The organism is Haloarcula pellucida, from assembly GCF_014647235.1.
Lineage (GTDB): Archaea > Halobacteriota > Halobacteria > Halobacteriales > Haloarculaceae > Haloarcula > Haloarcula pellucida.
On the sequence record NZ_BMOU01000004.1, the window covers coordinates 202,266 to 213,707 of the forward strand.

Sequence of the window (11,442 nt, forward strand, 5' to 3'; positions counted from 1 at the left end):
CGGCGCGACACCCTCTTCTCGAACCCCTATCTCGTGAACCGAACCCGCCGAGCGGCGAGTGCGCCCACGACGAGGACGCCCAAGACGGCACCGAGAAGCCCAGCCGGTACCGCCGGTCGACCGCCGGACCAGTCCGCCTCGAACACGCGGCCGAAGTACGCTGCCACCTCGGTGCCGTGGAGGACAAGCACCACCTCGCGGTTCGTCGTCGCGGCCTGCTCGTTCCAGTTGAGGCTCCCGAGGACGACCCGGTCACCGTCGAGGACGGCCCCCTTCGCGTGTATCTTCGCGAAACGGCCGCCGGAGTCGGCTAGTTTCGCCGAGAGCGGAGCGCCGGTCCGGTCGGCCCACGCCTCGAACCGCTCGACGGTCCGTCGATTCTCCTCGCGGACGTACCACGCCGAACTCAGGAGGAGACGGACCTCGACGCCGCGGTCGGCGGCCCGCCGGAGTGCCCGGAGCAGTGGTTCGTTCCATCCGCCGATAGTTGGCTGAACGACCGCGATGGAGTCGTCCGCGCCGTCGAGTTCGTCGACGAGCGCCCGCTGTGCGTTGTCCGGCGTGACGAGCAGGTCGGTTCGGTCGACGGCGACGGACCGCGCCTCGAACCGCGACGGATACGTCGCGTCGGCGGGTTCGCCGCGTTCGAACTGCCGTCCGCGTCGGTACTGGGACCACGGAACGGCGTCCCGCCAGCCAGCGTCGGCACGGAACGTCGCCGCGAGACCCGCAACGACCCGCGACTGTCTCGTCGTGACGCCCCACCCGCGACTGCTGTTGCCGCCCGTCCCGGCGGGCTTCCAGTTCTCGGTGAGGGCCACCGCGCGCTCGTCCGCGACGGCGTACTTCGCGTGGTGGTAGGTGTATCGAGCGTGTGGGCCAGCGACGAGTCGCACGCTCACGCCCGCCGAGACGAGTCTGTCGAGCGTTTGGGCTTCCGCGCGGGTTCGGCCCCCGACCGGTGACCCCTCCAGCAGGACGCGCACGTCGGCCCCTCGTCGATGGGCGGCGACGAGTGCGTCCGCGACGCGGGTCGACGAAAGCGTATAGCCTGCCAGATAGAGCCGTTCGTCGGCGTCATCGAGGGGTTCGACCGGGGCGCTCGGCGCGTCCGGGAGGGTGAAAACCCGGACTGACCCGGGACCGCCCGTGACGACAGGGCGGTCCGTCGCGCCGAGCGGACGCCACCGTACTGTCGAGCCGTGAACGACGCCGACCGCACCCTCGTCGGCGTCGCGGTACCGCAGTCGGTCCACGACGCTGCCGTTGTGGCGTAGGCGGAGCGTGTCACCGCCGTTCGCGAGAGCGACGGCTGAATCGAGACCGTAGACGGACTCGTCGGTCAGGTTCTGTACCCGGTCGGGATGGGCGGTGAGAACGATCCGTCCCCGCACGACCCGGTCCGGCAGCGGAGCAGTGGTGTGGCCGTCCGTGAGCGTGTACGCGCCGAGATCGGTTGCCGCGGGGACGTCGAGGACGACGAATTCGCCCCGATCACCGCCGGCAACCGGGTCCGGGTAGACGGCGTGGATGGTCGGTGTCGTCGTCGAGGGACCACCTGCTGTCGGGGTACCGACCGCTATCCCGCCGGCGGTGACGCTGCTGACGAGGACGAGCGAGACGAGTGCCAGCGACGCGAGTCGCTGGGCGAGCGGGGTACGAGCAGTCGAATCTGAAACGTCGACGGGGAACCGCATCGGCGGGGCTGGTCGCCCCTTCGGACAAAAGGGTTCGGCCTACGCGCTCTCGGCTTTCTCCGCTTCGGCCTGCACGAGGTAGGCGCGGTCGTCGGCGTACTTCGCCGCCTCGTCGAGGGCCTCCTGTGTCCCGATCTGTCGGAGCGCCCACGCGGCGGACGCGCGGACTTCGTCGCTGTCGTCGCTCTCGAGGACGTCAGCGAGGGGGGCGACCGCGCGGGTGTCACCGAGCAGTCCCAGCGACCGGGCCGCCACCGAGCGGATCTCGTCGTCGTCGGCGTCGAGTCGGTTCGCGACCGGTTGGACCGACTCGGGGCTCCCGATAGCGCCCAGCGAGCGCATCGTCACCGTCTGGAGGGCGGGGTCGCCGTCGCCGTCGATGAAGTCGTGGAGCGTCTCGGTGGCACGGTCGTCGCCGATCTTCCCGAGGACCTTGATCGGTCCCTTATCGCGCTTCTGTGCGCGTTGGTGCATCACGTCGAAGGCGGGTGCGGCGTCGCTCCCGAGGTGATAGAGGATGTCGATGAAGTACTCCTCGATGAACTCAGAGCCCAGTTTGTCGAGCGCGAAGAGGACGATGTCGAGGTTGCCCTCCTTGGCGTGGATCTTCGCGGCGTTCCACTCGGCCGGGAAGTCCTTGCGGTTCTCGTTGGTGAGGACGTCGTAGAACCCCTTGGCGTCGAGTTGCTCTCGTACGGTGAGGTCGTCCCAGACCTCCGCTGCTTCGAGGTCGTCTTCGAGGGTCTCGGCCGCTTCGAGGAGGCCGGCGATGGTCTCCTCGTCGTCGTCGGCGTCGAGGGCCGCATCCTCGATAGCGTCCGCGACGGTGCCGAGAGCGTCGGCCGCGGCGTCGAGGTCGGCACCGGCGTCGGCGCCGTGGTCGACGTACTCCTCGCTTGCCGCGAGGAACGTATCGACGGCCTCGTGGGCCTCGTCCTCGCCGTCGTCGGTCCACTCGCTGTCGGTAACGGTTCCCTGTGCGGTCTCGACGACGTCGACGACGTCCTCGGCGTAGGGCCCGCGCTGGGATTCGAGGTCGTCACGCAGGTCCGAGAGGCGCGATTCGAGTTCCTCGCGGGGGTCCTCCGCGTCCTCGTCGTCCTCGTCGGGTTCGGGCAGGTCGGCGGCTTCGAGGTCGCTCTCGACGTCGTCGAGCGTCGTCTCGACCTCGTCGAGGTCCGCTTCCGTCTCGGCGGCCTCTAGCGCCTCGCTGGCCTCGTCGAGTCGCGATTCGAGTTCCTCGCTACCGACGCCGTCGCCGTCTTCCTCGGCAGGGGCGTCCTCGGCGGTCTCGTCGTCCCCGTTGCTCATGTACGCAGATGTGTCGGTCCGGGCTAAGAGCGTTTTCCTTTCGGTGTGGGCGCCCAGCGCTCTCGTGCGGCTGAGAGCGACCTAACTGGCAAGAGATTAGTGGCGTCGTAGCCACGTCCACCGTAGTTGGCACATGGGCTCTGACAGCGCGGACGACTTCGAGGAAGTGAAAGAAGACTTCACACCCGAGGGGCCCGACGCCGGGGGCGAAACGTCGGCCGCCGGGTTCGTGGAGTACGGCATCGAAGACAGACCACCGAGAGGCGCGTCGATGCTGCTGGGCGTCCAGCACTACCTGACGATGATAGGGGCATCCGTCGCGATTCCGCTGGGTCTCGCGGGTGCGATGGGGATGTTCGAGGCGGCACCGGGACAGGTCGGCCGACTCATCGGTACGTTCTTCGTCGTCTCCGGTATCGCGACGTTGGCCCAGACGACCATCGGGAACCGCTACCCCATCGTGCAGGGCGGGACGTTCTCGATGCTCGCGCCCGGACTGGCCATCGTCGGCGTGTTGGCCCAGCAGGGGGCCGACTGGCAGACGATGCTCGTCGAGTTACAGGGCGCGGTCATCGTCGCCGGCCTCGTCGAGATGGGCATCGGCTACACCGGCGTGATGGGCAAACTCAAGCGGTACATGGGGCCGGTCGTCATCGCGCCCGTCATCGCGCTCATCGGCCTCGCGCTGTTCAACGTCCCCCAGATTTCGAACCCGAACTTCGGTGCGCCCGGTACCGGGCAGAACTGGTGGTTGCTCGGGCTGACGATGCTCTCTATCGTCGTTTTCTCGCAGTACCTCGACCGTCGACATCGGGCGTTCAAACTGTTCCCCGTCCTGCTGGGCATCGCCGTCGCGTGGGGCGTCGCCGCCGTCCTCTCTGTGACCGGCGTCTTCGCCGAGGGGTCGGTGAGCTACGTCGCCCTCGGGAGCGTTACGAGTGCCCCGCTGCTCCAGCCTATCTACCCGTTCCAGTGGGGCCTCCCGCAGTTCACGCCCGGGTTCGTCGTCGGCATGATGGCGGGGATGCTCGCGTCCGTCGTCGAGAGTTTCGGCGACTACCACTCCGTCGCCCGCATCGCCGGCAAGGGCGCCCCGAGCGCGAAGCGCATCGACCACGGCATCGGCATGGAAGGCGTCGGTAACGTCTTCGCCGGCATCATGGGCACCGGGAACGGCTGTACCTCCTACACCGAGAACGTCGGCGCCATCGCCATCACCGGCGTCGCCTCCCGCTACGTCGTCCAAATCGGTGCCGCGGTGATGATCGTCGTCGGCTACTTCGGCCCGATGGGGGAACTGTTCGCTACCATCCCCGCGCCTATCATCGGCGGCCTCTACATGGTCATGTTCGGGCAAATCGCCGCCGTGGGCCTCTCGCAGTTGAAGTACGTCGACTTAGACGCCAATCGCAACATCTTCATCGTCGGCTTCGCGCTGTTCGCCGGCCTCGCCGTCCCCGAGTACATGAGTCAGGTCGGGCAAGGGTTGGAGGCGTCCGGTGCGACGGCACTCCAACAGGGCCTCGCGAGCGTCCCCGTCCTCGGCGCGATACTGGGAACGGACGTCGTGGCGACGACGCTGTTCGTCGTCGGCGGTACCGGGATGGTCGTCGGCGGCATCGTCGCGTTCGTCCTCGACAACACCATCCCCGGCACCCGCGAGGAACGCGGCCTCAGCGCGTGGGCCGAACTCACCGAGGACGACGACGAGTTCGTCTCGGCGTTCGACCGCCTCCGGGGTCGCGGCGGCGACCGACCGCCAGTCTCGGGCGACGACTGAGTCGCGATGTCCGACGAGAGCGAAACAGTGTACGACGGCGTCCTGCGACGCGGTGGCCGGATTACCGTCACTCGCGACCGACTGCTGGTGGACCGCCCGGACGGCGAGTCCGTCGCCGTCCCGTTGTCCGGCGTCGTGGACGTGACCTTACAGGATGTCGACTGGTTCCTCGTCGTGATGAGTCTCGGCCTCGTCGGATTCGGCCTCGCGTCGGTCGGGCGCAACCTCCTGTTCGCGGTACTGTTCGTCGTCGCCGGAATCGGTAGCACCGCGCTCACCTACCGGAAACGGGGAGCGCTTCGGGTCAGCATCTCGGGTGAGACCCGTCCTCTCAAGCTCTTTCCCGCCGACCCGCGGGCGTGTTACGACGCGCTCGCGACCGTGCTCGACGCCGAGTGACGAAGCGAAACCGCCTACACTTACACCCCCAGCGTTCGGACGCTCTCGTATGACCGCAGACAGCGTCCAGTCGCTCGTCGACCAGTTGCACGAGGAAGCGGCGATGGACCGCCCGGACGAAGCGACGCCGGACGTCGGAATCGTGATGGGGTCCGACTCGGACCTGCCGACGATGGCCGGCGGGAAGGGGAAACGACCCGGCGCCTACGCCGCACTGGCCGAGGAACTCGGCTTCGCTGAACAGACCGACTACACCGACGCACCCGACGCTCGCTTCACCTTCGAGACGTTCGTCTGTTCGGCCCACCGCACTCCGGACCTGATGTACGCGTACGCGGAGACGGCCGAGGCTCGCGGCGTCGACGTCATCATCGCCGGCGCGGGCGGGAAGTCCGCCGACCTCCCGAACATGACCGCGAGCATCGCCTACCCGCTGCCGGTCATCGGCGTCCCCGTCCAGGAGAAGTCCGTCGACTCCGTCATCGGGATGCCCCAAGGTGCGCCAATCACGGCCGTCGACGCCGGAAAGTCGTTCAACGCGGCGCTCACCGCCGTCCAGATTCTCTCCAGAGAACACGACGAACTCCGCGACCGTCTGGTCGAGTATCACGAGGGTCTGCAGGAGGAGGTCGGAAAGGTGTCACGGGACCTTCACGAACTCGGGACCCCCGGGTTCAAAGCGGCGTACTGGGACTAACCGACGCTCTGTCCGGCCACTTTAAAGACCCCCGAACCGCCCGAAATCCGGCGCCGTAGTGGTTATCAACCCTTATATGCCAGTACTTCTAACCGTCGTACGATAGGAGATTTCGGAATGAGTAATCCATGGATCGCCATCGGCGCACTCGCGGTCGTGGCGCTCGCTATCCCCATCACGATGATGGCCGTGTCGAGCCTTCTGCGTCCGCGCGTGCCCGAACAAGGCAAAACCGCCACCTACGAGTCCGGTGAGGTGCCGACCGGCAGCAGCAGGCAGATCAAGTTCAATATCCAGTACTACATGGTCGCCCTGCTGTTCGTCATCTTCGACATCGAGACCGTCCTCATCTTCCCGTGGACGGTCATCTACCGCGACGCTGTCGGCGCGGTCGGGATGACGAAGGTCCTGCTGCCGATGGTCGTGTTCATCGGCGTGCTCGTCGTCGGACTCGGCTGGGCGTGGCGTAACGGCGCAGTCAGATGGGTGCGCAGTCCGCGTGCCACGAAGGGGGCAGACACATATGAGTAGTGACCAGACACCGCCGGCGGTCGAAGATGTATCGACGCAAGAAGCCCGCATGGGTGACGGCGTGGACGACCGGTTCAACTCGACGCTGCGCGAGGCGTTCGGGTCGACGCCGTTCATCCTGACCAAGTTCGACAAGTTCATGAACTGGGTCCGGGGGTCCTCGATGTTCATGCTGCAGTTCGGTATCGCCTGTTGCAGCATCGAGATGATCCACACCTACGCCATCAAGCACGACCTCGACCGGTTCGGCGCCGGGGTGCCGCGCGCGTCGCCGCGGCAGGCCGACGTCATCATCGTCCCGGGGACCATCGTCTCGAAGTTCGCCCCGCGGATGAAGCGCGTCTACGACCAGATGCCCGAACCGAAGTTCGTCGTCTCGATGGGGTCGTGTACCATCTCCGGCGGCCCGTTCCAAGAAGGGTACAACGTCGTCAAGGGCGCCGAGGAGGTCATCCCCGTCGACATCCACGTCCCCGGATGCCCGCCGCGTCCCGAGGCGCTGGTCTACGGCGTCGCCAAACTACAGGAGCGCATCGCCAACGGCGAGTCCTCGCCGGTGACGGTCAAACCGTACGAACTCGAACAGTTCGGTGACTTAGAACAGGACGAACTCGTCGACAAACTCGCAGACGAGATCGACGAAGACGACCTCGTCATGCGGTACAACTGGGACAACTCCCCATAACCATGAGTCTGGAAAAACCCACACCCGACACGGCGGCCGAGGTCGGTGTCACCGAGGACGGCCTCGACTACGACGCACTGGCCGACCTGCTCGGCGGGCACGTCCTCGACCGCGAGGAACACGTCAACGCCGAGGGGTTCGTCATCCGTCCCGACGAAGTGCAGGCGGTCCTCTCGACGCTGAAGAACGAGGCCGGGTTCGACCACTGTGCGTGTGTCACGGCACAGGAGTACGACGACCGGTACGAGTCTATCTACCATCTCCGGAAGTTCGACGACCCGACGCAGGAACTGTCCGTCATCGTGCCCTCGCCGAAGGACGACCCGCACAACGAGTCGGCCGCTCGCGTCTACTCGACGGCCGACTGGCACGAGCGAGAGGCCTACGACCTCGTCGGCATCAACTACGACGACCACCCCGACCTGCGGCGCATCCTCCTCCCCGAGACGTGGCAGGGCCACCCGCTCTCGCAGGACTTCAATCAGGACCAGCCACAGATCGTCACGCTGCGTGAGAACGCCAACCCGCTGGAGGCCGACCACCGTAGCGAGGACGACTCGGACACGATGTTCGTCAACATCGGTCCCCACCACCCGGCGACCCACGGCGTCCTGCACGTGAAGACGGTGCTCGACGGCGAGCAGATCGCCGACCTCGAACCGGACATCGGCTACCTCCACCGCTGTGAGGAGCAGATGTGCCAGCAGGGCACCTACCGGCACCAGATCATGCCGTACCCGGACCGCTGGGACTACGTCTCGGCCGGCATCCTCAACGAATGGGCGTACGCCCGCGCGGCCGAGGACCTCGCGGACATCGAGGTGCCCGAGTACGCGCAGGTCATCCGGACGATGAGCGCGGAACTGTGTCGCATCGCGGCACACATGCTCGCACTCGGAACCTTCGCGCTGGACGTCTTCGGCGACTTCACCGCCATCTTCCAGTACGCGTTCCGCGACCGCGAGGTCGTCCAGAACATCCTCGAAGACCTCACCGGCCAGCGCCTGATGTTCAACTACCTGCGGCTGGGTGGCGTCGCGTGGGACCTGCCGGAACCGCGCGAGGAGTTCTTCGAGAAGACCCGCGACTTCCTCGACGACCTGCCGCACAAACTGGAGGAGTACCACGACCTCATCACGGGCAACGAGATATTCCAGATGCGGTGTGTCGACACCGGCGTCCTCTCACCCGAAGAGGCCAAGCAGTACGGCGCCACCGGCCCGGTCGCACGCGGGTCCGGCGTCGACTACGACCTCCGCCGTGACGACCCCTACGGCTACTACGACGAACTCGACTGGAACGTCGTCACCGAGGAGGGCGGCGACAACTTCAGTCGCGTCCTCGTCCGCATGCGCGAAGTCGAGGAGTCGGCCCGCATCATCGAACAGTGTATCGACCTCCTCGAACAGTGGCCCGAAGACGAACGCGAGATTCAGGCCAACGTCCCACGGACGCTGCGTCCGGACCCGGATACGGAGATTTACCGCGCCGTCGAGGGTGCGAAGGGCGAACTCGGTATCTACATCCGGTCGGACGGCACCGACAAGCCCGCCCGGTTCAAGATCCGGAGTCCGTGCTTCTCGAACCTCCAGACGCTGCCCGAGATGTCACAGGGCGAGTACGTCCCGGACATGGTGGCCTCGCTCGGTAGCCTCGACATCGTCCTCGGGGAGGTGGACCGCTGATGCAGTCGGCACCGCTCCCGGAGACGCTGGCGAACCTCGTCGGACTCGACCCCAACAGCACGCCGGTCATGATCCTGATGAGTCTCGTCGGCGCGGCGCTGATCGGGACGCTGATGATGACTAACACGGCCCTGGCCGGCCCGTGGGCGAAACGGAAGATCACGGCGGCGTTCACCGACCGCATCGCCGTCAACCGAATCGGACCGTACGGCCTGTTTATCATCGTGGCCGACGCAGTGCGCCTGCTTTCGAAGGAACTCATCGTTCCGGACGGTGTCGACCGCCCCGCGTGGGACCTCGCGCCGCTCGTCATCGCTAGCACTGCCTTGCTCGGGTTCGCAGTCGTTCCGATGGGCAGCGGTATCCACCTGGCCGACCCCGAAGTGGGTCTGGCCTACGTGTTCGCGACGGCCTCGATGGCTTCGGTCGGTCTGGTGATGGCCGGCTACGCGTCGAACAACAAGTACTCGTTCCTCGGCGGTCTGCGCGCCGTCGCACAGAACGTGGCCTACGAGATTCCGCTCATCCTCACCGGCGCGTCGGTGGTCATCTTCACCGGGTCGCTCCAGATGAGCGAAATCGTCGCGGCCCAGCAACAGACCCTCATCGGGCCGCTGCCCTCGTGGTACGCGTTCGTCAACCCCTTCGCGTTCGTGCTGTTCATGATCGCGAACCTCGCCGAAGTCGGCCGTAACCCCTTCGACATTCCCGAAGCGCCGACAGAGATTGTCGCCGGGTACCAGACCGAGTACTCCTCGGTGTACTTCGTCCTCGTCTACTTGGGTGAGTTCATCCACATCTTCCTCGGCGGGGCCATCATCGCCACCATCTTCCTCGGCGGCCCGGCCGGTCCGGGACCGGCGAGTCTCGGCATCGTCTGGTTCTTCATCAAGATCTGGGGCGTGTTCCTGTTCACGCAGTGGGCCCGCTCGGCGGTTCCGCGCGTCCGCATCGACCAGCTCATCGAGATCGGCTGGAAGGGAATGCTCGTCCTCTCGCTGGCGAACCTGCTGCTGACCGCGGTCATCGTCGGGGTGATCGCCTGATGACCGCACTCACGACCGAATCCGCTGGAGGAAACTGACAATGATTGGCATCCTGAAGTCCATGGCGACGACGATGAAACACGCCCTCGACGGGGAGACGTTCACGGTGGAGTACCCGGACGTCGCCCCCGAGGTGAGCCCCCGCTTTCGCGGCGTCCACAAGTGGAGCCAAGAGCGGTGTATCTGGTGTCGGCAGTGTGAGAACGTCTGCCCGAACAACACCATCCAGATCGTGATGGACGACCAGCGCAACGGCGAGCAGTACAACCTCCACATCGGCCAGTGTATCTACTGTCGACTGTGCGAGGAGGTCTGCCCGACCGACGCCATCCTGCTGACCCAGAACTTCGAGTTCACCGCGGACACGAAAGACGAGTTCGCTTACGACAAGGAGCAACTCAAGAACGTGCCGTGGTACAAGGACATCGACCCGCTCGAATCCCGCGAACCCGACCGGGGCGCGTGGATCGGCGAGGGCGACGGCGAAGTGGACTACCAGTAACCTGCCGGCCGTTCTTTTCACGCCCGATTCGGGCCGTCGGTAGCCGATGGTCCCCCGTGCGGACCCGCGCTCACGCGAGACGAAAGAGGAATCTTCAAAGGGGCGCCGCAAAGAGTCTCAAAGTAAGATGGCACTGTACGAGTCAATCGCGTTCGCGCTGTTCGCGTTGGTGACGGTGGGCAGCGCGGCAGGCGTCGTGTTAGTTCGGGACGTCTGGCATTCGGCGCTGTTACTGGGCGTGTCACTGGTCAGCGTCGCCGTGTTCTACATCATGAACCAGGCGGCGTTCGTCGCAACGATGCAGATTCTGGTGTACGTCGGCGGCGTCCTCATCCTCATCACCTTCGCGGTGATGCTCACTCGGGAGGACGAGTCGGTGGTCGAGGTGACACCATGACCAGTAAACCGAGACTCAACACCGAGGGGAACTTCGTCGCGGGACTGGCGGCCGTCGCGCTGTTCGTCGTCCTCGGCGTCGTGTTCCTCGGCGTCTCGTTCCCGAACCCGGCCGGGTTCGGCGAGTCCGCCGCGATTACGAAGAGTCTGGGCGCGGCGATGTTCGACATCGCGCCGAGCGCGATAATGGGTGAGAACGAGGCCGCAGTCCCCTCCGAAGGGTTCCTCGTGGCCTTCGAGATCATCGACGTCGTGCTGGTCGCGGCGCTGGTCGGCGCCGTCATGCTGGCCCGCCGCGAGGAGGCCGGCGAAATCGTCGACCTCGGCGTCGACAACACGGACACCGACGAACCGGCCGTCGCGGCCGACGGCGGTGCGGAGTCCGACGACAGTCACGGAGGTGACGGTGCGTGATCCCCGCCGAGACGTACCTCCTGCTCTCGGCTGCCGTGTTCTGTATCGGCCTGTTCGGCATTCTGACCCGACGGAACGCGCTCGTCTTCCTGATGTCCGTCGAACTAATGTTGAACGCGGCGAACATCAACTTCGTCGCCTTCTCGCTCCAGCACGGCAACCTCACCGGGCAGGTGTTCGCGCTGTTCGGGATGGCCCTTGCCGCCGCCGAGGTGGCTATCGGCATCGGTATCATCCTCGTGCTGTACCGTAACTTCAGTGACGTGGACGTGACGAAGGCGACGACGATGAGGTGGTAA

The 11,442-nt window shown here is 66.0% G+C and carries 13 protein-coding genes; 11 read left to right on the plus strand and 2 right to left on the minus strand.

What is annotated here, in order from left to right:
* Positions 1-26: 26 nt before the first annotated feature.
* Positions 27-1,697, minus strand: coding sequence for a phospholipase D-like domain-containing protein (locus IEY28_RS13090; RefSeq protein ID WP_188998360.1), 1,671 nt, complete (start codon positions 1,695-1,697; stop codon positions 27-29).
* Between the two features lie 39 nt (positions 1,698-1,736).
* A complete protein-coding gene (locus tag IEY28_RS13095) occupies positions 1,737-3,008 on the minus strand; it encodes a HEAT repeat domain-containing protein (RefSeq protein WP_188998362.1) in 1,272 nt (423 codons plus the stop codon).
* Between the two features lie 133 nt (positions 3,009-3,141).
* Here IEY28_RS13095 and IEY28_RS13100 point away from each other — a divergent pair, with 133 nt between their 5' ends.
* The 11 genes from IEY28_RS13100 to nuoK all read left to right on the plus strand — a co-directional run bounded on the left by IEY28_RS13100 (position 3,142) and on the right by nuoK (position 11,442).
* Positions 3,142-4,788: a uracil-xanthine permease family protein gene (locus tag IEY28_RS13100; protein WP_188998367.1), complete on the plus strand. Its 1,647-nt coding sequence runs from the start codon at positions 3,142-3,144 to the stop codon at positions 4,786-4,788.
* A 6-nt stretch (positions 4,789-4,794) separates the two neighbouring features.
* Positions 4,795-5,187, plus strand: a complete 393-nt coding sequence (locus IEY28_RS13105; RefSeq protein ID WP_188998371.1) for a hypothetical protein — start codon at positions 4,795-4,797, stop codon at positions 5,185-5,187.
* A gap of 49 nt (positions 5,188-5,236) precedes the next feature.
* Entirely contained in the window at positions 5,237-5,884 is a 648-nt protein-coding gene (locus IEY28_RS13110) for an AIR carboxylase family protein (RefSeq protein WP_188998374.1), read from the plus strand.
* Positions 5,885-6,001: 117 nt separating this feature from the next.
* Positions 6,002-6,415: an NADH-quinone oxidoreductase subunit A gene (locus tag IEY28_RS13115; protein WP_188998378.1), complete on the plus strand. Its 414-nt coding sequence runs from the start codon at positions 6,002-6,004 to the stop codon at positions 6,413-6,415.
* Entirely contained in the window at positions 6,408-7,100 is a 693-nt protein-coding gene (locus tag IEY28_RS13120) for an NADH-quinone oxidoreductase subunit B (protein ID WP_166971396.1), read from the plus strand. Before IEY28_RS13115 ends, IEY28_RS13120 begins: the two co-directional genes overlap by 8 nt.
* 2 nt (positions 7,101-7,102) lie before the next feature.
* On the plus strand, positions 7,103-8,785 hold the full coding sequence (locus tag IEY28_RS13125; protein WP_188998381.1) for an NADH-quinone oxidoreductase subunit D: 1,683 nt from the start codon (positions 7,103-7,105) through the stop codon (positions 8,783-8,785).
* Positions 8,785-9,831, plus strand: coding sequence for a complex I subunit 1/NuoH family protein (locus IEY28_RS13130; protein ID WP_188998384.1), 1,047 nt, complete (start codon positions 8,785-8,787; stop codon positions 9,829-9,831). Before IEY28_RS13125 ends, IEY28_RS13130 begins: the two co-directional genes overlap by 1 nt.
* A gap of 40 nt (positions 9,832-9,871) precedes the next feature.
* Positions 9,872-10,333 (plus strand): NuoI/complex I 23 kDa subunit family protein, encoded by a 462-nt coding sequence (locus tag IEY28_RS13135; protein ID WP_166971403.1) that lies wholly within the window; start codon positions 9,872-9,874, stop codon positions 10,331-10,333.
* A gap of 127 nt (positions 10,334-10,460) precedes the next feature.
* Positions 10,461-10,730: an NADH-quinone oxidoreductase subunit J gene (locus IEY28_RS13140; RefSeq protein ID WP_188998387.1), complete on the plus strand. Its 270-nt coding sequence runs from the start codon at positions 10,461-10,463 to the stop codon at positions 10,728-10,730.
* Positions 10,727-11,143 (plus strand): proton-conducting membrane transporter, encoded by a 417-nt coding sequence (locus IEY28_RS13145; protein ID WP_188998390.1) that lies wholly within the window; start codon positions 10,727-10,729, stop codon positions 11,141-11,143. Before IEY28_RS13140 ends, IEY28_RS13145 begins: the two co-directional genes overlap by 4 nt.
* Positions 11,140-11,442 carry an NADH-quinone oxidoreductase subunit NuoK gene (nuoK, locus tag IEY28_RS13150; RefSeq protein WP_188998394.1) on the plus strand — a complete coding sequence of 101 codons (303 nt, stop codon included), beginning with the start codon at positions 11,140-11,142 and terminating at the stop codon, positions 11,440-11,442. Before IEY28_RS13145 ends, nuoK begins: the two co-directional genes overlap by 4 nt.

Bases quoted from the DNA above. Each gene is read 5' to 3' on its own strand.
- IEY28_RS13090 (WP_188998360.1), bottom strand. From the start codon at position 1,697: ATGCGGTTCCCCGTCGACGTTTCAGATTCGACTGCTCGTACCCCGCTC.
- IEY28_RS13095 (WP_188998362.1), bottom strand. From the start codon at position 3,008: ATGAGCAACGGGGACGACGAGACCGCCGAGGACGCCCCTGCCGAGGAA.
- IEY28_RS13100 (WP_188998367.1), top strand. From the start codon at position 3,142: ATGGGCTCTGACAGCGCGGACGACTTCGAGGAAGTGAAAGAAGACTTC.
- IEY28_RS13105 (WP_188998371.1), top strand. From the start codon at position 4,795: ATGTCCGACGAGAGCGAAACAGTGTACGACGGCGTCCTGCGACGCGGT.
- IEY28_RS13110 (WP_188998374.1), top strand. From the start codon at position 5,237: ATGACCGCAGACAGCGTCCAGTCGCTCGTCGACCAGTTGCACGAGGAA.
- IEY28_RS13115 (WP_188998378.1), top strand. From the start codon at position 6,002: ATGAGTAATCCATGGATCGCCATCGGCGCACTCGCGGTCGTGGCGCTC.
- IEY28_RS13120 (WP_166971396.1), top strand. From the start codon at position 6,408: ATGAGTAGTGACCAGACACCGCCGGCGGTCGAAGATGTATCGACGCAA.
- IEY28_RS13125 (WP_188998381.1), top strand. From the start codon at position 7,103: ATGAGTCTGGAAAAACCCACACCCGACACGGCGGCCGAGGTCGGTGTC.
- IEY28_RS13130 (WP_188998384.1), top strand. From the start codon at position 8,785: ATGCAGTCGGCACCGCTCCCGGAGACGCTGGCGAACCTCGTCGGACTC.
- IEY28_RS13135 (WP_166971403.1), top strand. From the start codon at position 9,872: ATGATTGGCATCCTGAAGTCCATGGCGACGACGATGAAACACGCCCTC.
- IEY28_RS13140 (WP_188998387.1), top strand. From the start codon at position 10,461: ATGGCACTGTACGAGTCAATCGCGTTCGCGCTGTTCGCGTTGGTGACG.
- IEY28_RS13145 (WP_188998390.1), top strand. From the start codon at position 10,727: ATGACCAGTAAACCGAGACTCAACACCGAGGGGAACTTCGTCGCGGGA.